The 24,883-nt window shown below is 56.6% G+C and carries 25 protein-coding genes; 18 read left to right on the top strand and 7 right to left on the bottom strand.

The genetic code is table 11. The features are described from left to right. Positions 1-3 precede the first annotated feature (3 nt). A complete protein-coding gene (locus VW41_16400) occupies positions 4-645 on the bottom strand; it encodes a transcriptional regulator NarP (protein AJZ90488.1) in 642 nt (213 codons plus the stop codon). Positions 646-664: 19 nt separating this feature from the next. Next, positions 665-2,374, bottom strand: a complete 1,710-nt coding sequence (locus tag VW41_16395; GenBank protein ID AJZ90487.1) for a nitrate/nitrite sensor protein NarQ — start codon at positions 2,372-2,374, stop codon at positions 665-667. 351 nt (positions 2,375-2,725) lie between these two features. On the opposite strand from VW41_16395, the gene VW41_16390 reads away from it, so the two are divergent. From VW41_16390 to VW41_16360, 7 genes are read left to right on the top strand one after another with little or no spacing between them, the layout of a single operon-like run. After that, positions 2,726-3,217, top strand: coding sequence for a ferredoxin (locus VW41_16390; protein AJZ90486.1), 492 nt, complete (start codon positions 2,726-2,728; stop codon positions 3,215-3,217). Next, positions 3,207-3,470 carry a nitrate reductase gene (locus tag VW41_16385; protein AJZ90485.1) on the top strand — a complete coding sequence of 88 codons (264 nt, stop codon included), beginning with the start codon at positions 3,207-3,209 and terminating at the stop codon, positions 3,468-3,470. The genes VW41_16390 and VW41_16385 overlap by 11 nt, the downstream gene beginning before the upstream one ends. Continuing rightward, positions 3,467-5,953, top strand: coding sequence for a nitrate reductase (locus tag VW41_16380; protein ID AJZ90484.1), 2,487 nt, complete (start codon positions 3,467-3,469; stop codon positions 5,951-5,953). The genes VW41_16385 and VW41_16380 overlap by 4 nt, the downstream gene beginning before the upstream one ends. A gap of 6 nt (positions 5,954-5,959) precedes the next feature. Beyond that, the gene (gene napG, locus VW41_16375; protein ID AJZ90483.1) at positions 5,960-6,655 is read left to right on the top strand and encodes a quinol dehydrogenase; all 696 of its coding nucleotides are present in this window, start codon (positions 5,960-5,962) and stop codon (positions 6,653-6,655) included. Beyond that, a complete protein-coding gene (gene napH, locus VW41_16370; protein AJZ90482.1) occupies positions 6,642-7,505 on the top strand; it encodes a quinol dehydrogenase in 864 nt (287 codons plus the stop codon). The genes napG and napH overlap by 14 nt, the downstream gene beginning before the upstream one ends. Beyond that, positions 7,502-7,951: a nitrate reductase gene (napB, locus tag VW41_16365; GenBank protein ID AJZ90481.1), complete on the top strand. Its 450-nt coding sequence runs from the start codon at positions 7,502-7,504 to the stop codon at positions 7,949-7,951. The genes napH and napB overlap by 4 nt, the downstream gene beginning before the upstream one ends. Before the next feature lie 3 nt (positions 7,952-7,954). Next, positions 7,955-8,557 (top strand): cytochrome C, encoded by a 603-nt coding sequence (locus VW41_16360; protein AJZ90480.1) that lies wholly within the window; start codon positions 7,955-7,957, stop codon positions 8,555-8,557. Between the two features lie 15 nt (positions 8,558-8,572). On the opposite strand, the gene VW41_16355 is transcribed toward VW41_16360, so the two are convergent. Next, a complete protein-coding gene (locus VW41_16355; protein ID AJZ90479.1) occupies positions 8,573-8,878 on the bottom strand; it encodes a hypothetical protein in 306 nt (101 codons plus the stop codon). 37 nt (positions 8,879-8,915) lie between these two features. On the opposite strand from VW41_16355, the gene VW41_16350 reads away from it, so the two are divergent. Both VW41_16350 and VW41_16345 read left to right on the top strand, forming a co-directional pair. Further along, positions 8,916-9,491 (top strand): GDP-mannose pyrophosphatase, encoded by a 576-nt coding sequence (locus VW41_16350; protein AJZ90478.1) that lies wholly within the window; start codon positions 8,916-8,918, stop codon positions 9,489-9,491. Positions 9,492-9,634: 143 nt separating this feature from the next. Beyond that, a complete protein-coding gene (locus VW41_16345; protein ID AJZ90477.1) occupies positions 9,635-10,678 on the top strand; it encodes a hypothetical protein in 1,044 nt (347 codons plus the stop codon). Positions 10,679-10,740: 62 nt separating this feature from the next. Here VW41_16345 and VW41_16340 read toward each other — a convergent pair whose 3' ends face one another. Both VW41_16340 and VW41_16335 read right to left on the bottom strand, forming a co-directional pair. Then, positions 10,741-12,741: a transketolase gene (locus VW41_16340; protein AJZ90476.1), complete on the bottom strand. Its 2,001-nt coding sequence runs from the start codon at positions 12,739-12,741 to the stop codon at positions 10,741-10,743. Between the two features lie 18 nt (positions 12,742-12,759). Beyond that, positions 12,760-13,710, bottom strand: a complete 951-nt coding sequence (locus VW41_16335) for a transaldolase (GenBank protein ID AJZ90475.1) — start codon at positions 13,708-13,710, stop codon at positions 12,760-12,762. Between the two features lie 256 nt (positions 13,711-13,966). On the opposite strand from VW41_16335, the gene VW41_16330 reads away from it, so the two are divergent. Then, positions 13,967-16,246 carry a malic enzyme gene (locus tag VW41_16330; protein ID AJZ90474.1) on the top strand — a complete coding sequence of 760 codons (2,280 nt, stop codon included), beginning with the start codon at positions 13,967-13,969 and terminating at the stop codon, positions 16,244-16,246. Between the two features lie 110 nt (positions 16,247-16,356). Here VW41_16330 and VW41_16325 read toward each other — a convergent pair whose 3' ends face one another. Further along, entirely contained in the window at positions 16,357-17,262 is a 906-nt protein-coding gene (locus VW41_16325) for a coproporphyrinogen III oxidase (protein AJZ90473.1), read from the bottom strand. A gap of 5 nt (positions 17,263-17,267) precedes the next feature. Next, a complete protein-coding gene (locus VW41_16320) occupies positions 17,268-18,140 on the bottom strand; it encodes an N-acetylmuramoyl-l-alanine amidase I (GenBank protein ID AJZ90472.1) in 873 nt (290 codons plus the stop codon). Between the two features lie 216 nt (positions 18,141-18,356). Between VW41_16320 and VW41_16315 the strand changes: the two genes are divergently transcribed. The 8 genes from VW41_16315 to VW41_16280 all read left to right on the top strand — a co-directional run bounded on the left by VW41_16315 (position 18,357) and on the right by VW41_16280 (position 24,866). Beyond that, positions 18,357-18,782 (top strand): acetyltransferase, encoded by a 426-nt coding sequence (locus tag VW41_16315; GenBank protein AJZ90471.1) that lies wholly within the window; start codon positions 18,357-18,359, stop codon positions 18,780-18,782. 20 nt (positions 18,783-18,802) lie between these two features. After that, positions 18,803-19,255, top strand: a complete 453-nt coding sequence (locus tag VW41_16310) for a membrane protein (GenBank protein AJZ90470.1) — start codon at positions 18,803-18,805, stop codon at positions 19,253-19,255. A 49-nt stretch (positions 19,256-19,304) separates the two neighbouring features. Then, positions 19,305-19,880: an RpoE-regulated lipoprotein gene (locus VW41_16305; GenBank protein AJZ90469.1), complete on the top strand. Its 576-nt coding sequence runs from the start codon at positions 19,305-19,307 to the stop codon at positions 19,878-19,880. A gap of 128 nt (positions 19,881-20,008) precedes the next feature. After that, entirely contained in the window at positions 20,009-20,908 is a 900-nt protein-coding gene (locus VW41_16300) for a peroxidase (protein AJZ90468.1), read from the top strand. Positions 20,909-21,066: 158 nt separating this feature from the next. Continuing rightward, positions 21,067-22,083, top strand: coding sequence for a thiosulfate transporter subunit (locus VW41_16295; protein ID AJZ90467.1), 1,017 nt, complete (start codon positions 21,067-21,069; stop codon positions 22,081-22,083). After that, the gene (locus tag VW41_16290; protein ID AJZ90466.1) at positions 22,083-22,916 is read left to right on the top strand and encodes a sulfate/thiosulfate transporter subunit; all 834 of its coding nucleotides are present in this window, start codon (positions 22,083-22,085) and stop codon (positions 22,914-22,916) included. The genes VW41_16295 and VW41_16290 overlap by 1 nt, the downstream gene beginning before the upstream one ends. Next, the gene (cysW, locus tag VW41_16285; protein AJZ90465.1) at positions 22,916-23,791 is read left to right on the top strand and encodes a sulfate/thiosulfate transporter permease subunit; all 876 of its coding nucleotides are present in this window, start codon (positions 22,916-22,918) and stop codon (positions 23,789-23,791) included. Before VW41_16290 ends, cysW begins: the two co-directional genes overlap by 1 nt. Further along, positions 23,781-24,866 carry a sulfate/thiosulfate transporter subunit gene (locus VW41_16280; protein AJZ90464.1) on the top strand — a complete coding sequence of 362 codons (1,086 nt, stop codon included), beginning with the start codon at positions 23,781-23,783 and terminating at the stop codon, positions 24,864-24,866. The genes cysW and VW41_16280 overlap by 11 nt, the downstream gene beginning before the upstream one ends. Positions 24,867-24,883: the final 17 nt, after the last annotated feature.

Raw genomic sequence — 24,883 nt, 5'->3', positions numbered from 1 at the left:
GTTTTAACCCCGATTTTCCAAAAAAAGTACGGTTGCCGCTACGCGAGACCTGACCTGCAGCTTACGAAGCAGGTTGCGGATATGCACTTTTACCGTCTCTTCTGAAATATGCAGGCCGCTGGCGATTTGCTTGTTTGACAGGCCGCGAGCCACCTCAGACAACACATCCAGTTCGCGCTCAGTGAGGATAGCAAAGGGATCGCTACTCTGCCGCTCGCTGCCGCGGTTATTCAGGTACTCGCGAACCTGGTCGCTGAACGCCTTTTCCCCCTTCAGGCATTGGTGGATTTCCTGCAGCAAAGTCTCCGGATCGCTGTCTTTCAGCAGGTAGCCATCGGCCCCGGCATCAATCAGCGTAAAGATATCGCTGCGGGCGTCGGAAACGGTGAGGATCACCACGCGAGCGCTGATGCCGTCCCTGCGCAGGGCGTTGAGCGTATCCAGGCCACTCAGCCCTTTCATATTCAGGTCAAGCAGAATGAGGTCCGGTGCCAGCCGGTTAGCTAAACTGATGGCTTCTGCGCCGCTACTGGCTTCTCCCACCACGGCAAAAGTGTTGTCCAGCTCAAGAAGCTGGCGGATCCCGCGTCGCATCAGCGGGTGATCGTCCACGATTAAAACCTGGTATCTCGTTTTCTCTGACATTACTAACTCCTGAATAAAGCTAATTATTGTTATGGTTCCCGGCGTCAGCCGGAGTCGGGGAGGTAAAGTGAACCTCTACTCGCGTTCCGCCCTCTGGCGGGCGGGATATTGTCAGCTGGCCGCCAAGTCGACCTGCGCGTTCGTGCATGATATTTAGCCCGTAGTGGCCTTCGGGTTCTTCAAGGCTGGCGATGCCGTACCCGTTGTCACACACTGAGGCGTAATGCTCGCCGCTGTTTTCCGAGCGGCAAATAACCTCAATATGGCTCGCATTCGCGTGCTTAATCGCATTCAGTACCGCCTCACGGATGATTTGCAGCAGATGGATTTGCCGGGAAGCGTCCAGCACCTGCGTGGGCAGGCTGCACTTCAGGCTAATTTCTCCCTGAGTTTGCTCGCGCAGTGGTTCGAGCAGCTCCTGTAGCGCGGCGGGCAAATCTGCCTGCTGCAGCGTCAGGCGGAAGGTGGTGAGCAGCTCGCGTAGCTGGCGGTAGGCGTCATTTAAGGCCTGGGAAAAATCCCCGACAATCCGCTGTGCGGGCTGATTTTCCTCAGGAACCGCGCGCTTGAGCAGCGTCAGCTGGATACGAAGATAAGAGAGGACCTGTGCCAGAGAGTCATGCAGCTCCCGGGCAATCGTGGCTCGCTCTTCCATCAGCAGCAGTTGCTGGTAGTGTTTCTGCGCCTGATTAAAGTACACGCCTCGTCCCAGCATGGTGGCAACGCTTTTCATCAGCTGCGGGGAAGGGGCTTTACCCGGTGATTGCCAGCGCAGCGTACCAAAAGCGCTGTCCTGCTGAACCAGCGGCAGGGTATGCCATTTTTCTTCCGGCACCGGGGAGCCTTCCGTCAGGCACCAGTTTTCACCGACCTGCATTTCCAGGGCGCTAACCCCTTCATGTTGGTGGATTATTTGCAGGATCTGCACGAAGCAGTCGCGGTTGATGGTGCTGACGTTCAGCGCCTGGGAGCAACTGTAAAGCACTTCGAGCATACGGTTGGCTTCCTGCAGCCGCACGGTCTTTTGCGCCACCTGTTCTTCTAAAGAGCGGTAGAGTTTTTGCAGCTCATCCGCCATGCGGATAAAAGCCTGGGCCAGTGAACCCAGCTCATTGGGTAATGAGCGGTCGAGATTGGGCGGCGTAAACTCGCCGCGCTCAATGGCTTTACTCGCCTCCACCATGGTATTTAGCGGCATGACAACCTGCTGGCGGATGCGGCGCAAAGTAAAGAACACCAGGGTAAAAATGGCGATAAAACCGACCACCGAAGCCGAGACCACCTGCATCATTTTTCGCTCGGCATAATGCTGTAGCGCCAGCACAAACAGGTCGATTTGTTCAACGTAGGCGGCAATGTTGTAGCGGTACCAGTCGATGTCTTCGTTCAGAATATGCTGCTGCATTTGCTGCCAGGCAAGTTGCAGCGCGTTATAGCGGGTTTTCACCTCATCAGGCACCCAAAACCGGTTGAGCTGCTGCAATGTCGGGGAGTCCAGCGACTGCTGATACTGCTGTAAATGCGCCGCAATAGCCCTGGGGTTACTTTGAAGATCGTAACCCAGACGGTAGCTCTGCATCCGCAGCGAGCCCGCAATATTCACCGCTTCCGCATCTTTCAGGCTGCTGGCGAGCGTCAGCATCGCGATGCCGGTTGACAGCAACGACAGCAAAACAATCGAAAAGAAAGCACGGGCAAGGCTGGTGGAGACCGAGCGTTTGACTGTCACTGGGTAATAACCCTTTAAAGTATACGGTGGAGCGAAACCTACCAGAATCTGCCCTATACGCAAACGTCTGACGGTGACTTTTGCACCCCAGCGCGAAAAATGCTGCCGTATTTAACGCGAGCTTTGCCACATCATAACCTCTGTCTTACATCTGCTGATTCGTCCCCGTTGGGCCTAAACCGTTCACCTCTTTGATCCGACAACGGTATTTACCCCTTTAGGGGGATGCTCTTGTAACCCCTCGTCACATACCTTAAGTACCGTAAAAACCGCAGAAATCACGCGGATAAAAAGAAAGACATTTTTACCCGGTGACGACCTGGCCGGGCATTTTGAGCAAGGATCTGCCCAATGGCTAAACTGACCCGTCGCGGCCTGCTGACCGGGGGCTGGCACAGTTCTACTCCCACCATTCGCCCTCCCTGGAGCGGCGATGAAAACCATTTTCTTCTGGACTGCACGCGCTGCGACAGCTGCATTACCGCCTGTCACAGCCGGGTGCTTCGCCGTGGCCAGGGCGGCTACCCTGAAATCGACTTTCGCCGGGGCGAGTGTACCTTCTGCTATGCGTGCGCGGACGCCTGCCCCCAGCGGCTTTTTGCCCCGCAATCTGTGCAACCCTGGTCACTGACATTACAGCTCAGCGAAACCTGCCTGGCCTGGCATCAGGTGGAATGTCGCAGCTGTGAAGATGCCTGTGAGCCGCAGGCCATCCGGTTCTTACCCACTCTTCAGGACGTTTCCCGCCCACAGATTTCTTCGTCTGCCTGTCACGGCTGCGGCGCTTGTGTGGCCGGTTGCCCGACGTCAGCCATAACCCTGAGGCCACAAAATGCACACTGACTGGCACGTATGCGGCCTGGTGGTTCAGGCCAAACCTGAACATGTTGCTGCCGTACGCAGCGCGATCAACGCCCTGCCGGGTAGCGAGGTTGCGGTTGACGATATCGACAGCGGCAAACTTGCGGTGGTTATCGAGGCAGCCCAAAGCAGCACGCTGCTGGAACAAATTGAGCGGGCACGCAATATCTCCGGCGTGCTGGCGGTGTCGCTGGTTTATCACCAGCAGAACGAACAAGGTGAGGAAGCACCATGAAACTCAGTCGTCGTAGCTTTATGAAAGCGAATGCCGTTGCCGCAGCTGCCGCGGCGGCGGGCCTAAGCGTACCGGGCGTGGCTCGTGCGGTGGTAGGCAAATCCGATGCCATTAAATGGGACAAAGCCCCGTGCCGCTTCTGCGGTACCGGCTGCGGCGTGCTGGTGGGGACCCAAAATGGCCGCGTCGTCGCAAGCCAGGGCGATCCGGAAGCGCCGGTCAACCGTGGTCTGAACTGCATTAAGGGCTACTTCCTGTCAAAAATCATGTACGGGAAAGATCGCCTCACCCAGCCGCTGCTGCGCATGAAAGACGGGCAGTACCACAAAGAGGGCGAATTCCAGCCAATAAGCTGGGAAAAAGCCTTCGACGTAATGGAAGAGAAATTCAAGGCCACCCTGAAAGATAAAGGCCCGGACGGCATAGGTATGTTTGGCTCCGGCCAGTGGACGGTGTGGGAAGGCTACGCTGCGGCAAAGCTTTTTAAGGCTGGCTTCCGTTCCAACAACATCGATCCGAACGCGCGCCACTGTATGGCATCTGCGGTTGTGGGCTTTATGCGCACTTTTGGCATGGATGAGCCGATGGGCTGCTATGACGATATCGAGCAGGCGGATGCCTTTGTGCTTTGGGGCTCCAACATGGCGGAAATGCACCCGGTTCTCTGGTCGCGAATTGCTAACCGCCGCCTGTCCGATGAAAACGTCAATGTCGCCGTACTGTCGACCTTCCAGCACCGCAGTTTTGAGCTGGCGGACAATGGCATGGTTTTCACACCGCAAAGCGATCTGGTTATCCTGAACTACATCGCCAACTACATCATTCAGAACAATGCGGTTAACGAGTCGTTCTTCAAGCAGCACGTTAATCTGCGCCGGGGCGTGACGGATATTGGCTATGGGCTGCGCCCGACGCATCCGCTGGAAAAAGCCGCGAAGAATCCGGGCTCTGACGCCTCAGAACCCATGAGCTTCGACGAGTACAAAGCGTTTGTCGCCGAGTACACGCTGGAGAAAACCGCTGAAATGAGCGGAGTGCCGAAAGACCAGCTTGAAGCGCTCGCGAAGCTCTATGCCGACCCGAATAAGAAAGTTATTTCCTATTGGACGATGGGCTTTAACCAGCACACGCGCGGCGTCTGGGCCAATAACCTGGTTTACAACCTGCACTTGCTGACCGGGAAAATTTCTCAGCCGGGCTGCGGGCCGTTCTCGCTGACCGGCCAGCCGTCCGCCTGCGGCACCGCGCGTGAAGTGGGTACATTTGCCCACCGCTTACCGGCAGACATGGTCGTCACCAACGAAAAACACCGGGAAATCGTCGAAAAAACGTGGCGGCTACCCGCCGGCACTATTCCATCAAAAGTGGGTTTACACGCCGTTGCGCAGGACCGGGCGCTGAAAGACGGCAAGCTCAACGTGTACTGGGTGATGTGCAACAACAACATGCAGGCCGGGCCGAATATCACCGAGGAGCGTATGCCGGGCTGGCGCGACCCGCGTAACTTTATCATCGTCTCAGATCCTTACCCGACCATCAGCGCGTTAACGGCTGACCTGATCCTGCCGACGGCAATGTGGGTGGAAAAAGAGGGGGCCTACGGCAACGCGGAGCGCCGCACCCAGTTCTGGCGTCAGCAAGTGAGCGCGCCGGGAGAGGCGAAGTCCGATCTCTGGCAGCTGGTGACCTTCGCTAAACGCTTCAAGGTAGAGGATGTCTGGCCTGCCGAACTGGTAGATCAGAAACCTGAGTATCGAGGCAAAACCCTGTTCGACGTACTGTTCGCCAGTGATGCAGTGCGCCAATACCCGCTGACCGAACTGGCGGCTGAGCAGTTAAACGACGAATCCCGCGAGCTGGGCTTCTACCTGCAAAAAGGCCTGTTTGAGGAGTATGCCAGCTTTGGCCGCGGGCACGGGCACGATCTGGCCCCGTTTGACGATTACCACAAAGCCCGGGGTTTACGCTGGCCGGTGGTCGACGGGAAAGAAACCCAGTGGCGCTACAGCGAGGGCCACGATCCGTACGTTAAGGCCGGGGAAGGCTACAGGTTTTACGGCAAACCGGACGGGAAAGCGGTGATCTTTGCGCTGCCGTTCGAGCCAGCGGCGGAAGCACCGGACCAGGAGTACGACCTGTGGCTTTCTACTGGCCGTGTGCTCGAACACTGGCACACCGGCAGCATGACGCGCCGCGTGCCGGAGCTGCACCGTGCCTTCCCGGAGGCCGTCACGTTTGTGCATCCGTTGGATGCGCAGGAGCGTGGTCTGCGCCGTGGCGACAAAGTGAAGGTGATTTCTCGCCGCGGCGAAGTGGTTTCCATCGTCGAAACCCGTGGCCGCAACAAGCCGCCTCGGGGCCTGGTCTACATGCCGTTCTTCGACGCCGCGCAGCTGGTGAATAACCTGACGCTCGACGCCACCGACCCGCTCTCCAAAGAGGCGGATTTCAAGAAGTGCGCCGTGAAGCTGGCGAAGGTGTAACGCGCAATGTCCCGCGCCGACAAAACTCAACCGGCCCGCCGCCGCTTTTTGCGTGATGTTGCGCGAGCGGCGGGGGGGCTGGCGGCCGTCGCCGTGGTTCTGGGTTTGCAGCAGCGAACTTCCCGCGCGCAGGGCGTGCGGCTGCGTCCGCCGGGCGCGCTGGATGAAGAGGCATTTTCACGCGCCTGTGTCCGCTGCGGGCAGTGCCTGCAGGCTTGCCCTTACGACACCCTGAAGCTGGCAACGCTTGCTTCCGGGCTGGCGGCGGGCACGCCGTACTTTGTCGCGCGGGACGTGCCCTGCGAGATGTGCGAAGACGTTCCCTGCGCCAAAGTTTGCCCAAGCGGCGCGCTGGACGCAGATATCGCCTCCATCGACGACGCGCGAATGGGGCTGGCGGTTCTGCTGGATCACGAAAATTGCCTGAACTATCAGGGTCTGCGCTGCGATGTTTGCTACCGCGTTTGTCCGTCTATCGACCGGGCCATCACCCTTGAGATGGAGCGCAACATGCGTACCGGCAAACACGCTCGATTCTTGCCAACGGTGCACAGCGACGCTTGCACCGGCTGCGGGAAATGTGAGCAGGCCTGCGTGCTGGACCAGGCGGCAATCAAAGTGCTGCCGCGCTCGCTGGCCAGAGGGGAGGCAGGGAAGCATTACCGCTTTGGCTGGCTGGAGTCGAGCAATGGCAAACCATAAGCAGGATGCTGGGCGCGATGCCGCAGCGAAAAAGGGCTGGTGGCACAGCCGCAAATGGCTGCTGATGCGCCGTTTTTCACAGGCCTTGGTTTTAAGTTTGTTTCTCTGCGGCCCGCTTTTCGGCGTATGGGTTCTGCACGGGAACTACAGCAGCAGCCTGCTGCTGGACAGGGTGCCGCTGAGCGATCCCCTGATGGTGCTGCAAAGCCTGCTGAGCGGCCACTTGCCTTCGGCCGTGGCGCTGAGTGGCGCAGGAATTGTGCTGGTCGGGTACGCGCTGCTGGGCAAGCGGATTTTTTGCGGATGGGTCTGTCCACTCAATCCGTTAACGGACTTGGCTGCGTGGCTGCGGCGGAAAACGGGCTTTAACGCTTCGGCTTCACTGCCGCGCTGGCTGCGCTACCTGCTGCTGGCGATAGTGCTGGCAGGCAGCGCCTTGACCGGCACGCTCATCTGGGAATGGGTTAACCCTGTTTCACTGATGGGGCGAGGGCTGATCTTTGGCTTTGGGGCGGGTATCTGGCTGCTGATCGCGCTGTTTCTCTTCGATTTATTGCTGGTTGAACACGGCTGGTGTGGCCATCTCTGCCCGCTTGGGGCGCTGTATGGTGCAGTCGGCAGCAAAGGTGCACTTGAAGTTAGCACCGGCGGGCGTGAGCGCTGCACCCGCTGTATGGATTGTTTTCACGTTTGCCCGGAGCCGCAGGTGATGCGCGCCCCGGTACTGGATAAGCACAGCCCGGCGCGGATCTCGAGCCGCGACTGCCTGAACTGCGGTCGCTGCATCGACATCTGCCCCGAGGATGTTTTCAAAATAACAATACGATGGAGCTCGGGAGTTAAATCATGAAAAGCCATGGCCTGACAAAGGCGTTGTTTCAGTGTGGAGCGGCATTAACTCTGGTGGTCAGCGGCGCACTTTGGGCGGCAAGCAGCGTGGATCTCAATCAATCGCCAGAGGTGTCCGGCACGCCGGAAGGCGCCGTGCTAATGCCAAAGCAGCAGCCGCGGATGGCGCTGAACTATGTTAATCAACCGCCGATGATCCCGCACAGCGTTGACGGCTACCAGGTCACGACGACCAGCAACCGCTGCCTGCAGTGTCACGGCGTTGAGAGCTACCGTATCACGGGGGCACCGCGCGTCAGCCCAACGCACTTTATGGATAGCGACGGTAAAGTGCTGTCGAATGTAGCGCCTCGCCGCTATTTCTGCCTGCAATGCCATGTGCCTCAGGCGGATGTCGCCCCGATTGTTGGAAATACCTTCGAGCCATCCAAAGGGTTTGGGAAATAAGTTATGGATAAATCAACTCGTAAACCCGGCATCATTAAGCGCGTGTGGCAGTGGTGGCGCAGACCGAGCCGGTTAGCGCTCGGCACATTGCTGCTTATCGGCTTTGCCGCCGGGATACTCTTTTGGGGCGGTTTCAACACCGGGATGGAAATGTCCAACCGCGAAGAGTTCTGCATCGGCTGCCACGAAATGCGCAATAACGTGTATGAGGAATACATGGGCACGGTGCATTACAACAACCGCAGCGGCGTACGCGCGACTTGCCCGGATTGCCATGTGCCGCACGAATGGGTGCCAAAAATGATCCGTAAAATTCAGGCCAGCAAGGAGCTGTACGCCAAGGCCTTTGGGCTGATAGACACGCCTCAGAAATTTTACGATCACCGTCTGGCGATGGCGCAAAACGAGTGGCGGCGGATGAAAAACAATAACTCTCAGGAGTGTCGAAACTGCCATAACTTCGACTATATGGATTTCAGCGCGCAGAAAACCGTGGCGGCCAAAATGCACGATGAGGCAATCAAAGATGGCAAAACCTGCATTGATTGCCATAAGGGGATAGCGCATAAACTGCCGGATATGCGAGAGGTTGAGGCGGGGTATTGAGAAAACTGAGGCGATTTAAGCCGGAACCGTGCTGTGCTTTATGTCCCGCACTAACTTAAGCCGCAGAATCGTTTCTGTTTTTTTACCCTCTCCCTGGAAGGGAGAGGGAATAAAAAACGCTCCGTCACCTGTTTTCTCCCAGAGGGAGAGGGGATAAAGAATATTTCCGCTATCTGTTTTCTCCCTCTCCTCTTTGGGGAGAGGGCCGGGGTGAGGGAGAACTGAACGATAAGTGAACGGAACCACCATCTGGTCAACATAAAGAAAATCACACCCAAAAAACACACCTAACGTAACGCGACAACGCTCACAGAACGGCATATCATTATCGGCTCCCTTACCGCCTTGTGGAGACCCTATGTCGTTACGTATTGACGTCATCAAAGATAAAGTCCTGTCTGATAACTACTTCATCCTGCGCAATATTACCTATGACCTGTCTCGCAATGGGGCCGAAAGCGTGCGCCATAAACGCGAGGTGTATGATCGGGGCAACGGCGCAACCATCCTGCTCTATAACCGTGAAAAGAAAAGCGTGGTGTTAACGCGCCAGTTCCGCGTCGCGACTTGGGTTAACGGGAATGAAGATGGCATGCTGATAGAAGCCTGCGCCGGGCTGCTGGATGCCGACGAGCCAGAGGTTTGTGCCCGCAAAGAGGCCATGGAAGAAACGGGTTTTCAGGTGGGGGAAGTGGAGAAAGTCTTTGAACTGTATATGTCTCCCGGCGGCGTGACCGAAATCGTCTATTTCTATCTGGCGGAATACAGCGAGGCGCAGCGAGAAGGGGCCGGCGGCGGCGTGGAGGATGAAGATATCGACGTGCTGGAAATCCCTTTCAGCCAGGCAATGGCGATGGTGAATAACGGTGAAATTCGCGACGGAAAGACGGTGATACTGCTGCAACAGCTGCAGTTGCGCAATATCATGGGGTAAAGTTCCATAAAATCAGGTTATTGTGATTTTTAATATTGCGATAAATCTATCCGACAAATCCGATTGAGCAGGCTGTCTCGTGAGCCGAAGATACGTCGCACCATCGTACGTTTTTCACGCTTCGCTTCTTAGGGCAGCCTTCAATGTTCAATCGGATATCCTCTTTACTCATGCTTGCACTGCTGGTGGCTAAGGCTGCGTTCGCGGCGCCGGCACAAAAGCAGTTTTCCGACTGGCAGGTGACCTGCAATAACCAGAACTTTTGCAGTGCCCGTAATACCGGGCTGCATCAGGGGCTGGTGATGACGATTACTCGAGGGGCCGGGGCCCGCACTGACGCCAGTTTGCGCATCGACCTGGGGAATATGGAGAGCGTGGACGTCAAAGTCCCGCCTGTGGCGCCGCGGCTGCGGCTCGACGACACGCCTGTTGTTATCCAGCCCAACGAATGGAAAGTGTCGCCTCATCATCTGATGACCAATAACCCGGAAGCGATTAACGGCCTGTTAAACGCCATTGTGAACGGCGATAAAATCACCCTTGCCGAAGGAATGGGCGTCATTTCACTCAGTGGGCTCAAAGCGGCGCTGCTGTTTATCGACAGCCAGCAAAAACGCATTGGCAGTGAAACCGCATGGATTAAAAAAGGTGACGGGCCTCCTCTGAGCGTGCCCCCGGCCCCGCCGCTAAAAGACGTGGCCGCAGCAGCAGCAGCATCAACGCCGCTTTCACACGATGAACTGAACGATCTGCTGGATTATGGCACATGGCGGATGAATAACAGCCAGTGTTCGCTTGATCCTCTGCGCCGTGAAGTGCGCGTTTTCCCTCTGACCGACGACAAGGCTCTGATGCTGACCAGCTGTGAGGCGGGAGCCTATAACGTGGTGTCCCTGGCCTGGGTGATTTCCCGGCAAAAGCCGTTTGTTGCCAGGACGATTCACCTGCGCTTGCCCTTTATGCCGGACAGCGGCAGCGCCGAGCTGGAGCTAATGAACGCGGGATTCGATGAGTCCGGCAAAGAGTTAACGACTTTGGCGAAGGGGCGTGGGCCGGGTGATTGCGGGGTAGCCACGCGCTGGCGCTATGACGGGCAGCGTTTTCGACTGGTTCGCTATGCAGAAGAGCCTGCCTGCGACGACTGGCATAAAGCGGGCGGCTGGCCCACGCTGTGGGTCACTAAGTAGGTTGGATTCATTGAGGTAAACGAGCACCCTCCCCCCGCAAGGAGAGGGCTGGATGACAGGAACTATTTCTTGCCGAGCGTTTTTTTCGCCGTTGCCACGATGTTCTCCACCGTAAAGCCAAAGAACGGGAACAACTTCCCGGCAGGGGCGGACTCCCCGAAGGTTGTCATGCCCACAATCCCGCCTTTGAGGCCGACATATTTGTACCAGTAATCGGCGATACCGGCTTCTACCGCCACGCGAGCGCGGACTGCATAAGGCAGGACGGACTCCTGATACTCCTCATCCTGGGCATCGAAAACGTCGGTGGACGGCATCGACACCACGCGCACCTTATGCCCTTCTTTGCTCAATGCTGCCGCGGCCTCGACGGTGATTTCAATCTCCGAGCCCGTGGCAATCAGGATGAGATCCGGCTTGCCGTCGCTGTCCTTCAGAATATACCCGCCGCGGCCGATGGCTTTCAGTTGCTCAGGGGTACGATCCATCTGAGCAAGATTCTGGCGAGACAGGATCAGCGCAGTTGGGCCGGTCTGGCGCTCAAGCGCGGATTTCCAGGCTACCGCGGCCTCGACCTGGTCACAGGGACGCCAGGTGCTGAAGTTTGGCGTCAGGCGCAGGCTGGCTAATTGCTCGACGGCCTGATGGGTTGGGCCATCTTCCCCAAGCCCGATGGAATCATGGGTATAAACCATGATCTGCCGGGCCTTCATCAGCGCCGCCATACGCGCCGCATTCCGGGCGTACTCCACAAACATCAGGAAGGTGGCGGTGTAAGGGATAAAGCCACCGTGCAGGGCGATGCCGTTGGCGATGGCGGTCATGCCGAATTCGCGCACGCCGTAGTGGATATAATTCCCTGCGGTGTCTTCTTTAATCGACTTCGAGCCTTTCCAGATGGTCAGGTTACTTGGGGCGAGGTCGGCGGAGCCGCCAAGCAGTTCCGGCAGCGACGGGCCGAAGGCGTTAAGGGCATTCTGAGACGCTTTGCGGGTCGCGATTTTGTCCGGGTTAGCCTGCAGTTGCTCAATATAGTGCTGGGCGGTTTTTTGCCAGCTATCCGGCAATTTGCCTTCGGTACGGCGCTTGAATTCGGCGCTTAGGGTAGGGTGCGCCTTGGCGTAGGCGGCGAATTTTTCTTTCCATGCGACTTCCGCTTTTTCACCCGCTTCTTTCGCGTCCCAGGCGCGGTAAACGTCTGTCGGGATCTCAAACGGTGGGTATTTCCAGCCGAGTTGCTTACGTGCCAGGGCGACTTCTTCTTCACCTAACGGAGCGCCGTGCGCTTCTTCTTTGCCCGCTTTGTTTGGTGAGCCAAAGCCAATCACGGTACGGCAAATGATCAAGGACGGTTTGTCCTTCACGCTCTGGGCTTCTTTAATGGCTTTGCTCAACGCTGCCGGGTCGTGGCCGTCTATCTCATGGATAACGTGCCAGTGATAGGCTTCAAAGCGTTTGGCCGTGTCGTCGGTAAACCAGCCGTCGGTTTCCCCGTCGATGGAAATCCCATTGTGGTCGTAGAAACCAATCAGCTTGCCCAGGCCCAGCGTTCCGGCAAGAGAAGAGACTTCATGAGAAATCCCTTCCATCAGGCAACCGTCGCCCATAAACACATAGGTGTAGTGGTCGACGATGTCATGCCCGGGTTGGTTGAACTGCGCGGCCAGCGTGCGTTCGGCAATGGCCATCCCCACGGCGTTGGCTAACCCCTGGCCCAGCGGGCCGGTGGTGGTTTCAACGCCGGGGGTATAGCCCACTTCCGGGTGGCCCGGCGTTTTGGAGTGAAGCTGGCGGAAGTTTTTCAACTCATCCAGCGGCAGGTCATAGCCGCTCAGGTGCAGCAGGCTGTAAAGCAGCATCGACGCATGGCCGTTCGACAGCACAAAGCGGTCGCGGTTGGCCCAGTGCGGGTTAGACGGGTTGTGGCTGAGGAAGTCATTCCACAGCACCTCGGCGATATCGGCCATGCCCATCGGTGCACCGGGGTGGCCGGAGTTGGCTTTCTGTACCGCATCCATACTGAGGGCGCGAATGGCGTTGGCAAGCTCTTTACGTGATGACATGTTTCACTCCAGGTCTTGTTAAAGTTTGGCGGCGAGCAGGTCTTCCAGTTTGCGTTGATCTATGGCGAACAGGCGGATCCCTTCGGCCAGTTTTTCTACGGCCATAGCATCCTGGCTATGTTCCCAACGGAATTCCGCTTCGCTCATTGGCGCCGGGCGGCGGAAGCCCTGTGAGAAGGGGATCAGCTTGCGGACAACTTCTTCTTCGCTGTCCTGCAGCTGCTGCAGCAGGTTGGGGGCGATGGTCAGTCGGTCGCAGCCCGCCAGCGCGAGGATTTGTTCCTTACGACGGAAGCTGGCGCCCATGACGATGGTTTCATAGTTATGTTGCTTGAAGTAGTCGTAGATATTGCGCACGGATTTCACGCCCGGATCTTCTTCGACGATATACGGATCCATCGGTTTACGGGCTTGATACCAGTCGTAAATACGCCCCACAAACGGGGAAATCAGGAAGACGCCCGCTTCGGCGCAGGCGCGCGCCTGAGCAAAAGAGAACAGCAGCGTCAGGTTGCAGTTGATACCTTCTTTCTGCAACTCTTCCGCCGCCCGGATCCCTTCCCAGGTTGACGCCAGCTTGATAAGAATGCGGGATTGATCGATCCCTTGCTCGGCGTACAGCTCTACCAGGCGACGGGCCTTGCTGATGCTCTTCTCTTTGTCATAGGACAAACGCGCATCCACTTCGGTGGACACGCGCCCCGGAATGCTTTTCAGAATTTCCGCACCGACATTGACCGCCAGTTTGTCACTGGCTTCGGCCACTATCTGTTCCCTGTTGCCGCCACGCTGTTTGCCATAGGCCAGGGCGTCATCAATAAGCGGCTGATATTGCTCAAGCTCTGCGGCTTTTAACAACAGTGAAGGGTTGGTGGTGGCGTCTTCAGGCTGGTAGTGGCGAATAGAGTCGATATCACCGCTGTCGGCAACTACGGTGGTGTACTGCTTAATGCTGTCTAGCTGATTCATTACTATCTCCTTGAAAAAGCAACGTCTTACCTGAGCGTTCCGTGTCGCTCGCCGTGAAAATTTGCGCTTTGCATAACCCAAGAGCATAGCAGATGGGGGCGATGACGGGGCGGCCGCTAACATTGCTTCTATAGTTAGCTAACAATAATCACGCCTAATCTTAATAGTATGGCTACCTTCAAAGTTTGCGAAACGTGCCCGCGTGATACTAGGCGGCTAACGTAACAATAAAGAAGACCCAAAAAGGAACGATGCAATGGATGAACAACTGAAGCAAAGTGCCCTCGATTTCCATGAGTTTCCAGTCCCGGGGAAAATCCAGGTTTCTCCGACCAAACCCCTGGCAACCCAGCGCGATCTGGCACTGGCGTATTCGCCGGGCGTAGCGGCGCCCTGTCTTGAAATTGAAAAGGATCCCCTCGCTGCTTACAAGTACACCGCGCGCGGCAATCTTGTGGGCGTGGTCTCTAACGGTACTGCGGTCCTTGGGCTGGGCAATATTGGCGCACTGGCCGGTAAACCGGTGATGGAAGGCAAGGGCGTGCTGTTTAAAAAATTCGCCGGTATTGACGTCTTCGACATCGAAATTGATGAGATGGATCCGGACAAGCTTATCGACGTGGTCGCCGCACTGGAGCCGACTTTCGGCGGTATTAACCTGGAAGATATCAAGGCGCCGGAGTGTTTCTACATCGAGCAAAAACTGCGCGAACGTATGAATATTCCTGTCTTCCATGATGACCAGCACGGTACCGCTATCATTTGTACCGCCGCGGTGCTGAACGGCCTGCGAGTGGTTGAAAAGAATATTTCCGATGTGCGTCTGGTGGTGTCTGGGGCGGGAGCCTCGGCCATTGCCTGTATGAATCTGCTGGTCGCGCTGGGCATGCAGAAACACAACATTGTGGTTTGTGACTCGAAGGGCGTTATCTATAAAGGCCGCGAAGAGAACATGGCGGAAACCAAAGCCGCCTATGCCGTGGAGGACAGCGGTAAGCGGACCCTGGACGATGTGATTGAGGGCGCGGACATCTTCCTTGGCTGTTCCGGCCCGAAAGTGCTGACCCAGGACATGGTGAAGAAGATGGGCAAGGCACCGCTGATTCTGGCGCTGGCCAACCCTGAACCGGAAATTCTGCCGCCGCTGGCAAAAGCCGTGCGTCCTGAGGCTATTATCTGTACCGGCCGCTCGGACTACCCGAACCAGGTGAACAACGTGCTGTGTTTCCCGTTCATCTTCCGTGGCGCGCTGGACGTAGGCGCCACGGCGATTAACGAAGAGATGAAACTGGCTGCGGTACATGCCATTGCGGAACTGGCTCACGCCGAACAAAGCGACGTGGTGGCCTCCGCCTACGGTGAACAGGAACTGACGTTCGGTCCGGAATACATTATTCCTAAGCCATTTGACCCGCGTCTGATCGTGAAAATTGCCCCCGCGGTAGCTAAGGCGGCGATGGACTCCGGCGTGGCCACTCGCCCGATTCAGGATTTCAATGCCTACAGCGAGAAGCTGGAGGAGTTTGTCTACAAAACTAACCTGTTTATGAAGCCGATCTTCTCCCAGGCGCGTAAAGAGCCGAAGCGCGTGGTGTTGAGCGAAGGGGAGGAGGCGCGTGTCCTGCATGCCACGCAGGAGCTGATTACTTTGGGGCTGGCGAAGCCTATTCTGATTGGTCGCCCAAGCGTCATCGAAATGCGCATCAAAAAGCTGGGCCTGCAAATTCAGCCGGGCAAAGATTTTGAGATAGTGAATAACGAATCCGATCCGCGTTTTAAAGAGTACTGGCACGAGTACTACAACATTATGAAGCGCCGGGGGATCACCCAGGAGCAGGCACAGCGGGCGGTGATCAGCAACACCACGGTGATTGGGGCTATCATGGTGCATCGTGGGGAAGCTGATGCGCTGATATGCGGGACAATTGGCGAATACCACGAGCACTTTGATGTGGTAGAGAAGCTGTTTGGCTACCGCGAAGGCGTCAAGGCTGCCGGGGCGATGAACGCGCTGCTGCTGCCGAGCGGCAACACCTTTATCGCTGATACCTATGTGAACGACGACCCAACGCCGGAAGAGCTGACGGAAATCACGCTGCTGGCGGCGGAAACGGTGCGCCGCTTCGGCATTGAGCCGAAAGTCGCGCTACTGTCCCACTCCAACTACGGTTCATCCAACAGCAAAGCGGCCTGCAAAATGCGTAAAACGCTGGAGCTGGTGCGCGAGCGTGCGCCTGACCTGGAAATTGACGGGGAGATGCATGGGGACGCCGCGTTGGTCGAAAGTATTCGCCATGAGCGTATGCCGGACAGCCCGTTGAAAGGCTCTGCCAACATCCTGATCATGCCGAACGTTGAGGCGGCGCGTATTAGCTATAACCTGCTGCGCGTGTCGAGTTCTGAAGGGGTGACCGTTGGGCCAGTGCTTATGGGCGTGGCGAAGCCGGTTCATGTGTTGACGCCGATTGCCTCTGTGCGCCGGATTGTGAATATGGTGGCGCTGGCGGTTGTGGAGGCGCAAACAGCGCCGCTGTGATTGAACGCCCCCTCACCCTGGCGGGGGAGGGGGAAACCGAGTCAAGGGAGCACTAAACATCCCCTCTTCCTTGCAGGGAGAGGGTTAGGGTGAAGGTAAAAAAGCGAAAGCTACACCCACTCCTTCACCGGCAGGAAATCACTATACAGGGCAGCCTCCGGGCTGCCTTCTTCTGGCTGGTAGTCATACTCCCAGCGCACCAGCGGCGGCATCGACATTAAAATCGATTCGGTTCGCCCGCCGGTTTGCAGGCCAAACAGCGTGCCGCGATCCCACACCAGATTAAACTCTACGTAGCGCCCGCGGCGATAAAGCTGGAAGTCCCGCTCTCGCTCGCCGAACGGAATATCTTTGCGACGTTCAACAATCGGAAGATACGCGTCCAGATACCCCTGCCCAACGGCCTGAATAAAGCGGAAGCCGTAATCGAAATCGGGCTTATTCAAATCGTCGAAGAATAAGCCGCCGATACCGCGCTGCTCATTGCGGTGTTTGATAAAGAAGTAGTCGTCACACCATTTTTTGTAGCGGGGGAAAACGTCGTCACCAAACGGCTGACACAGGTCATACGCCGTGCGATGCCAGTGCACCGCATCCTCTTCAAAGCCGTAGTAAGGCGTTAAGTCGAAGCCGCCGCCAAACCACCAGACCGGATCGGAGCCCGGTTTTTCAGCAATAAAGAAGCGCACGTTGGCATGGCTGGTCGGCACATAAGGATTGTTCGGGTGTACTACCAGCGAAACGCCCATGGCCTGAAAACTTCTGCCCGCCAGTTCCGGGCGGTGGGCCGTGGCCGATGCCGGCATGGCGTCGCCGTGAACGTGAGAAAAGTTAACGCCTGCCTGTTCAAACACCGCGCCGCCGCGCAGAACCCGACTGCGCCCGCCGCCGCCGCCTTCTCGCTGCCAGTTGTCTTCCTGGAAGACGGCGCCATCAAGGGCGGAAAGCTGCTGACATATAGTGTCCTGCAGGGAGAGCAGGAATTGTTTTACGGCGTGGATATCGGGCTCAGTCATAAAAATTAACGCTTCTTACCGTGGACTTTATGGTTATCAAACCAGTTGAAATAGCTCATCACGCCGGAGGCAATGGCGGTGGCAATTTTCTGGCGGAAGGCGGTAGTGCCGAGTAGCTTTTCTTCGCCCGGGTTGGTGATAAACGACGTTTCTACCAGCACGGACGGAATAGACGGCGACTTCAGCACCACAAAGGCGGCCTGTTCGGTGTTGCGGCTGTGCAGCTTATGCACCGGCTTAATCTGTTTCAGAATATGCGAGCCGAGCGTGAGGCTGTTTTTGATGGTGTCGGTCTGCACTAAATCGAACAGCACCTGCTGCAGGTAGTGGTCTTTGTCTTTAACTTTGCTGCCCGCGACGTCATCCGCGGCGTTCTCTCTGTCCGAAAGATATTTCGCCATGGCGCTACTTGCGCCGCGGTTGGAAAGGGCGAATACCGAAGCGCCTGCCGCTGTTGGGCTGGTGAAACCGTCTGCGTGGATCGACATAAACAGATCTGCGCCGTGCTGGTGAGCTATTTCAACGCGATCGTACAGAGGAATAAATTCGTCCGTTGTGCGGGTCAGCCTTGCGTCGATCCCCTTGCTGCGCAGGATGCTGCGCACATTTTTAGCAATGGCCAGGACCACATGCTTTTCTTTCGACCCGTTGTGGCCGATAGCGCCGGTATCAATCCCGCCGTGGCCCGGGTCGAGCATAACGATGCGCTTTGCCCCGGATTTTTTAGCCACTTTGCTGTGGGAATTAGAGGTTTTAAGCGATGTGGCCTCTTCCTTTGCCAGCGCTTTGTTCATGCCGGTTAGCGTCAACGCCGCTAAACCTGTGAGCAGGACCTGGCGGCGCGTCGTAAGTTGCTTTAGCGATTTAATTTTGCTCATGCGGATGAATTATTTATCTTATGGAGTCCAGATGGGAAGTTATAACGTATCGGCATCATGCAAACGACACTCTGGCGTCAGAAATGTATATCCATTCGTTTCATTTCGTGACTGGTCGGAGATTATGCCATTTTTTTCGCGCTTTTGCGGCAGTTATTGGCTTAACGGACGATTAACGCCATAATCAAACTTTTACGGCTTAAGGTGGCTAATACCATGGAAATTCGCGTTTTTCGCCAGGAAGATTTCGAAGAGGTCATTACCCTTTGGGAGCGCTGCGATTTACTGCGCCCATGGAATGACCCGGAAATGGACATTGAACGTAAGTTGCACCACGATGCGGACCTGTTTTTAGTCGCTGAGGTGGGCGGTGAGATCGTCGGTTCGTTGATGGGCGGCTATGACGGCCATCGGGGGTCAGCCTATTACCTGGGCGTGCACCCGGAGTTTCGGGGCCGTGGCATTGCTAACGCCTTGCTGAACCGGCTGGAAAAGAAGCTGATTGCCCGCGGCTGCCCGAAGATTCATATCATGGTGCGCGAAGAGAACGATCTGGTTATCGGCCTCTATGAAAAGCTCGATTACGAGCACCAGGACACCATTTTGCTCGGCAAGCGGCTGATAGAAGATCAGGAATATTAATTTTCAAATGTGTCTATGCCATGTATTTGCCTGCTGATTATGATTCACAGGGCAATTTAAAAGCACCGCTGCTGTTCTGGGCGGTGTTGTTGTTACAGGCCCGCACCTGGGGTTTGCTGGTGCTGGCGGGGGCCTCTCGCCAGCAGGGCGATGCGCTGCTGGGCCTGTTTTATCCCGATCGAGATAATTTCTGGCTGGGGCTGATCCCCGGTATTCCTGCCGCGCTGGCCTTTTTGCTCAGCGGGCGGCGCCATCTTTGGCCTCGATTCTGGCGGGCGTTTCGCTGGGTCTTGATTGCGGCTCAGGTCGGACTGCTGGTGTGGCAGGTTGTACTGCTAACCGGTGACGAAACGCTGTCCGGCACCACCATTGTTTTGCTGACGGCCGATCTGTTCGCGCTTTGGTGGCTGGTGGCTAACCGCCGGCTGCGGGATTACTTTGCCCTGAAAAACGAGTTAAGCGGCACTTTTTGACATCCCCGTACTCCAAAGGCCGTTACCATTTTTTGAAAAGGAATGATCAATGAAATCTCTGCGCCTGATGCTGTTAGGCCTGCCGCTGGTTCTGAGCGGGTGTTCCACGCTTTCTTCCGTTAACTGGTCTGCCGCTTATCCGTGGAACTGGTTTGGCTCTTCCGTTGAGGTGAGCGAGCAGGGCGTGGGAAAACTGACCTCTGCCAGCGCAATGGATGAGAAGACCGTGAGCGAGGGATTGAATGACAATTATCGCCTGCGCAGCGGCATGAAAACCGAAAACGGCACCATTGTGCGCTACTTTGAGGCGATGAAGGACAAAGACGTGAAGCTGGTGGTGAACGGTGAAAAAGGCACCGTGAGCCGCGTGGATGTGATGGATAATGACATTAAAACCGCCAGCGGGGTGAAGATTGGCACGCCTTTCAGCGATCTGTATGACAAGGCGTTTGGGGTCTGTGAAAAAGGCACCGGCGACGATGCGGAAAGCGTTATCTGTCAGGCGCCGAACAGCCAGCACATCAGCTACCTGTTTAAAGGCGAGTGGCACGGGCCGGAAGGGCTGATGCCGTCGGATGATACGCTAAAGAAATGGACGCTTAACAAAATTATCTGGCGTCGATAAAATCTGCGCCAGGTTTGCGCCGCCGCAAGTCGGCGTGAATGAATCAGGTTAGAATAGCCCGATAAATGCCACCTCCGGTGGTACGTAACTATGATGCCACCCTGGGTGGCATTTTTTCAGGAGGAATCATGTCTCGGGTTCAAAGCGGCATTCTGCCGGAACATTGTCGTGCCGCCGTTTGGTTGGAAGCTTCTGTCCAGGGCGACTTCAGCGCGATTAGCGCAGGGTGCAAAACCTTTATTGAGGCGTTGAACGCTTTCCAGGAAAAATTCCCTGACGCGATGCTGGGGGCAACCGTCGGCTTCGGGTACGATCTGTGGCGCGACCTCAGCAAGGGCGAAGGTGCTGCCGAGCTGAAAAACTTTACGCCATTAGGTAAAGGCCTGGCGCCTGCAACCCAGCACGATGTGATGATCCACATTCTTTCTCTGCGCCATGACGTCAACTTCTCCGTGGCTCAGGCTGCGCTGGCTGCGTTTGGCGATGCGCTTAAAATTGAAGAAGAAATTCACGGCTTCCGCTGGGTGGAAGAGCGCGATCTCAGCGGCTTCGTTGATGGAACGGAAAACCCGCAGGGCGAGGAGAATCGGCGCCAGGTGGCGGTTATCAATGAAGGCGTGGATGCGGGCGGCAGCTACGTGCTGGTACAGCGCTGGGAACACAACCTCAAGCAGCTTAACCGCCTGAGCGTTCACGACCAGGAGATGATCTTCGGCCGTACCAAACAGGAAAACGAAGAGATTGACGGCGAAGCACGGCCGGCAACGTCTCACCTGAGCCGGGTCGATCTGAAAGAAGACGGCAAGGGGCTGAAGATTGTGCGTCAGAGCCTGCCTTACGGCACCGCCAGCGGCGTTCACGGTCTCTATTTCATCGCCTATTGCGCGCGTTTGCATAACATTGAGCAGCAACTGCTGAGCATGTTTGGCGACACCGACGGTAAACGTGACGGTATGCTGCGCTTCACTAAGCCGGTCACCGGCGGCTATTACTTCGCGCCGTCGCTCGATAAATTACTGAGCCTGTAATCTCCCCCGGCGTAGCGTTTGCTACGCCGTTTTCTTATATCCCTTTCTTCTTGTAAATCGCCAAACGGTATATAAAAGCGTTACAGCTTTATCGCTCGTTATAAATACACTGACTGTCATGACATTTATGGCATTCATCACATTTATAAGGGCGAAGCATGGCAATCAGGTCTGTTAAAAAAGTATGGAACGCGCTCGCTGTCTCTTTGCTGCTGGCAGGCTCTGCCCATGCAACAGAGCTGCTGAATAGCTCTTATGATGTGTCCCGTGAGCTGTTTGCCGCACTGAATCCGCCGTTTGAAAAACAGTGGGCGCAGGAGAATAACGGCGACAAACTGACGATAAAACAATCTCATGCCGGGTCATCAAAACAGGCGCTGGCAATTTTACAGGGCTTAAAAGCTGACGTTGTAACTTATAACCAGGTGACCGATGTGCAGATCCTGCACGATAAAGGCAACCTGATCCCGGCAGACTGGCAGAGCCGTCTGGGGAACAACAGCTCACCTTTCTATTCCACCATGGCTTTCCTGGTGCGCAAGGGCAATCCGAAGAACATCCACGACTGGAGCGACCTGGTGCGCCCGGACGTGAAGCTCATTTTCCCAAATCCGAAAACCTCGGGCAACGCCCGCTATACCTATCTGGCGGCCTGGGGCGCGGCAGACAAAGCTGACGGCGGCGATAAAGCCAAAACCGAGCAATTCATGACGCAATTTCTGAAAAACGTCGAGGTGTTCGATACGGGCGGCCGCGGGGCGACAACGTCATTTGTCGAACGTGGGCTGGGCGACGTGCTGATCTCTTTCGAGTCAGAAGTGAATAACATCCGTAACCAGTACGCTAAAGACGGTTATGAAGTGGTGGTGCCGAAGGTCAACATTCTGGCCGAATTCCCCGTCGCATGGGTGGATAAAAACGTGAAGGCCAACGGCACGGAGAAAGCAGCCAAAGCCTATCTGAACTATCTCTACAGCCCTCAGGCGCAGACGATCATCACTGATTACTACTACCGCGTGAATAACCCGCAGGTGATGGACAAGCTGAAAGACAAATTCCCGCAGACCGAACTGTTCCGCGTTGAAGATGCATTCGGCGGCTGGCCTGAAGTGATGAAAACGCATTTTGCGACCGGCGGGGAGCTGGATAAGCTGTTAGCGGCGGGGCGTAGTTGATGTTTGCCAGCCGTTCAAAACGCGTGTTGCCGGGGTTTACGCTTAGCCTCGGCACCAGCCTGCTGTTTGTTTGCCTGATTCTGCTGCTGCCGCTCAGCGCGCTGGTCATGCAGCTTGCACAAATGTCGTTCTCCCAGTACTGGGACGTTATCACCAACCCGCAGGTGGTTGCGGCCTATAAAGTCACGCTGCTTTCCGCCGCGCTGGCCTCGGTGTTTAACGGTGTGTTTGGTTTATTAATGGCGTGGATCCTGACTCGCTACCAGTTTCCGGGCCGTAGCCTGCTTGATGCGCTGATGGATTTACCTTTTGCGCTGCCCACTGCGGTGGCGGGTTTAACCCTCGCCGGGCTGTTCTCCGTAAACGGTTGGTACGGCGAGTGGCTGGCGCAGTTTGGCATTAAAGTGACCTATACCTGGCTGGGGATCGCGGTGGCGATGGCGTTTACCAGTATTCCGTTTGTGGTGCGGACCGTGCAGCCCGTGCTGGAAGAGCTGGGGCCAGAGTACGAAGAAGCCGCAGAAACGCTCGGCGCTACCCGCTGGCAGAGCTTTCGCCGCGTGGTGCTGCCGGAGCTTTCTCCGGCGCTGATGGCGGGTGTGGCGCTCTCCTTCACCCGTAGCCTGGGTGAGTTTGGCGCAGTTATATTCATCGCCGGGAACATCGCCTGGAAGACGGAAGTCACCTCGCTGATGATCTTCGTGCGCCTGCAGGAATTTGATTACCCGGCGGCCAGCGCCATTGCGTCAGTGATTCTGGCGGCGTCGCTGCTTCTGCTGTTCACCATTAATACGCTGCAGAGTCGCTTTGGTCGACGCGTGGTAGGTCACTGATGACGGACGTAACCGCTTTGAAAAGCTATAACCGTCCCCGCATTAACTGGGGAAAATGGACGCTGATCGCCATCGGCGTGCTGGTCTCTTTCTTGATTCTGGTGGTGCCGGTCGCCTCTATCTTTGCTGAGGCCTTTTCCAAAGGGCTGATGCCTGCGCTGCAAAATATCGCCAACCCGGACATGCTGCACGCCATCTGGCTGACGGTGATGATTGCGCTGATTACCGTGCCGGTGAACCTGGTGTTCGGTACGCTGCTGGCCTGGCTGGTGACGCGCTTTAACTTCCCTGGCCGCCAGCTGTTGCTGACGCTGCTGGATATTCCGTTTGCCGTTTCCCCGGTTGTTGCGGGGCTGGTTTACCTGCTGTTTTATGGCTCTAACGGCCCGCTGGCGGGGTTCCTGGACGCCCATAACCTGCAAATCATGTTTGCCTGGCCGGGGATGGTACTGGTGACTATCTTCGTGACCTGCCCGTTTGTGGTACGTGAACTGGTGCCGGTGATGTTGAGCCAGGGCAGCCAGGAGGATGAAGCCGCGATTTTACTGGGCGCTTCCGGCTGGCAGATGTTCCGCCGCGTGACGCTGCCCAATATCCGCTGGGCGCTGCTTTATGGCGTGGTGCTGACCAACGCCCGAGCCATCGGTGAATTTGGTGCGGTGTCGGTGGTGTCTGGTTCGATTCGCGGTGAGACCTTCTCACTGCCGTTACAGATTGAGTTACTGCAGCAGGATTACAACACCGTCGGCTCGTTTACCGCTGCCGCTTTGTTGACCCTGATGGCAGTGCTGACCTTGTTCTTAAAGAGTGCGGTGCAGTGGCGCCTGAATAATCAGGAAAAGCGCCTGAAGCAGGAGGAAAATCATGAGCATTGATATTGCCAATATTAAGAAGTCATTTGGACGCACCCAGGTGCTGAACGATATCTCGCTGGATATCCCTTCTGGTCAGATGGTGGCGCTGCTCGGGCCGTCCGGCTCCGGTAAAACCACGCTGCTGCGTATCATTGCCGGGCTGGAGCATCAGAACAGCGGGCATATTAGCTTCCACGGTACCGATGTCAGCCGTATGCATGCCCGTGACCGCAAAGTCGGCTTTGTGTTTCAGCACTATGCGCTGTTCCGCCACATGTCGGTATTTGACAACATTGCCTTTGGCTTAACGGTGCTGCCGCGTCGCGAACGCCCATCTGCCGCCGCGATCAAACAGAAAGTGACGAAACTGCTGGAGATGGTGCAGCTTTCCCATCTTGCTGACCGCTACCCGGCGCAGCTGTCTGGCGGGCAAAAGCAGCGTGTTGCCCTGGCGCGTGCGCTGGCGGTGGAGCCGCAAATCCTGTTACTGGACGAACCCTTTGGCGCCCTGGATGCTCAGGTCCGAAAAGAGCTGCGCCGCTGGCTGCGTGAGCTGCACGAAGAGTTAAAGTTCACCAGCGTGTTTGTGACTCACGATCAGGAAGAGGCGATGGAAGTTGCCGACCGCGTGGTGGTGATGAGCCAGGGCAATATTGAGCAAGTCGATACGCCTGATCAGGTCTGGCGTGAGCCCGCGACCCGCTTCGTACTGGAGTTCCTCGGCGAGGTTAATCGCCTGAAGGGCGTGATTCGAGGGAGCCAGTTCCACGTCGGCGCCCACCGCTGGCCGCTGGGGTTCACTCCGGCGCACCAGGGGGAAGTTGATTTGTTCCTGCGGCCGTGGGAAGTGGACGTCAGCCGCCGCACGAATCTTGATTCACCTCTGCCGGTGCAGGTGCTGGAAGTCAGCCCACGCGGACATTACATGCAGCTAGTCGTACAGCCGCTGGGCTGGTATGACGAACCGCTAACGGTGGTTTTGAAGGAGCAGCAAATTCCGCAGCGCGGCGAGCGCCTGTTTGTGGGATTACAAAACGCGCGCCTGTACGAAGGGGCCAACCGTATTCAGGGTGTAGACCTGGCGCAGTCTGCCTGATAATTTACCCCGACAGG

Origin of the sequence: Klebsiella michiganensis (genome assembly GCA_000963575.1) — a bacterium.
Classification (GTDB): domain Bacteria; phylum Pseudomonadota; class Gammaproteobacteria; order Enterobacterales; family Enterobacteriaceae; genus Cedecea; species Cedecea michiganensis_A.
Note: the sequence above shows the minus strand (reverse complement) of the source record. Positions and strands in the feature narration are given on the sequence as shown.

Coding starts and splice junctions, on each gene's coding strand:
- VW41_16400 (AJZ90488.1), bottom strand. CDS start 645: ATGTCAGAGAAAACGAGATACCAGGTTTTAATCGTGGACGATCACCCG.
- VW41_16390 (AJZ90486.1), top strand. CDS start 2,726: ATGGCTAAACTGACCCGTCGCGGCCTGCTGACCGGGGGCTGGCACAGT.
- VW41_16385 (AJZ90485.1), top strand. CDS start 3,207: ATGCACACTGACTGGCACGTATGCGGCCTGGTGGTTCAGGCCAAACCT.
- VW41_16380 (AJZ90484.1), top strand. CDS start 3,467: ATGAAACTCAGTCGTCGTAGCTTTATGAAAGCGAATGCCGTTGCCGCA.
- napG (AJZ90483.1), top strand. CDS start 5,960: ATGTCCCGCGCCGACAAAACTCAACCGGCCCGCCGCCGCTTTTTGCGT.
- napH (AJZ90482.1), top strand. CDS start 6,642: ATGGCAAACCATAAGCAGGATGCTGGGCGCGATGCCGCAGCGAAAAAG.
- napB (AJZ90481.1), top strand. CDS start 7,502: ATGAAAAGCCATGGCCTGACAAAGGCGTTGTTTCAGTGTGGAGCGGCA.
- VW41_16360 (AJZ90480.1), top strand. CDS start 7,955: ATGGATAAATCAACTCGTAAACCCGGCATCATTAAGCGCGTGTGGCAG.
- VW41_16355 (AJZ90479.1), bottom strand. CDS start 8,878: ATGCCGTTCTGTGAGCGTTGTCGCGTTACGTTAGGTGTGTTTTTTGGG.
- VW41_16350 (AJZ90478.1), top strand. CDS start 8,916: ATGTCGTTACGTATTGACGTCATCAAAGATAAAGTCCTGTCTGATAAC.
- VW41_16345 (AJZ90477.1), top strand. CDS start 9,635: ATGTTCAATCGGATATCCTCTTTACTCATGCTTGCACTGCTGGTGGCT.
- VW41_16340 (AJZ90476.1), bottom strand. CDS start 12,741: ATGTCATCACGTAAAGAGCTTGCCAACGCCATTCGCGCCCTCAGTATG.
- VW41_16335 (AJZ90475.1), bottom strand. CDS start 13,710: ATGAATCAGCTAGACAGCATTAAGCAGTACACCACCGTAGTTGCCGAC.
- VW41_16330 (AJZ90474.1), top strand. CDS start 13,967: ATGGATGAACAACTGAAGCAAAGTGCCCTCGATTTCCATGAGTTTCCA.
- VW41_16325 (AJZ90473.1), bottom strand. CDS start 17,262: ATGACTGAGCCCGATATCCACGCCGTAAAACAATTCCTGCTCTCCCTG.
- VW41_16320 (AJZ90472.1), bottom strand. CDS start 18,140: ATGAGCAAAATTAAATCGCTAAAGCAACTTACGACGCGCCGCCAGGTC.
- VW41_16315 (AJZ90471.1), top strand. CDS start 18,357: ATGGAAATTCGCGTTTTTCGCCAGGAAGATTTCGAAGAGGTCATTACC.
- VW41_16310 (AJZ90470.1), top strand. CDS start 18,803: ATGTATTTGCCTGCTGATTATGATTCACAGGGCAATTTAAAAGCACCG.
- VW41_16305 (AJZ90469.1), top strand. CDS start 19,305: ATGAAATCTCTGCGCCTGATGCTGTTAGGCCTGCCGCTGGTTCTGAGC.
- VW41_16300 (AJZ90468.1), top strand. CDS start 20,009: ATGTCTCGGGTTCAAAGCGGCATTCTGCCGGAACATTGTCGTGCCGCC.
- VW41_16295 (AJZ90467.1), top strand. CDS start 21,067: ATGGCAATCAGGTCTGTTAAAAAAGTATGGAACGCGCTCGCTGTCTCT.
- VW41_16290 (AJZ90466.1), top strand. CDS start 22,083: ATGTTTGCCAGCCGTTCAAAACGCGTGTTGCCGGGGTTTACGCTTAGC.
- cysW (AJZ90465.1), top strand. CDS start 22,916: ATGACGGACGTAACCGCTTTGAAAAGCTATAACCGTCCCCGCATTAAC.
- VW41_16280 (AJZ90464.1), top strand. CDS start 23,781: ATGAGCATTGATATTGCCAATATTAAGAAGTCATTTGGACGCACCCAG.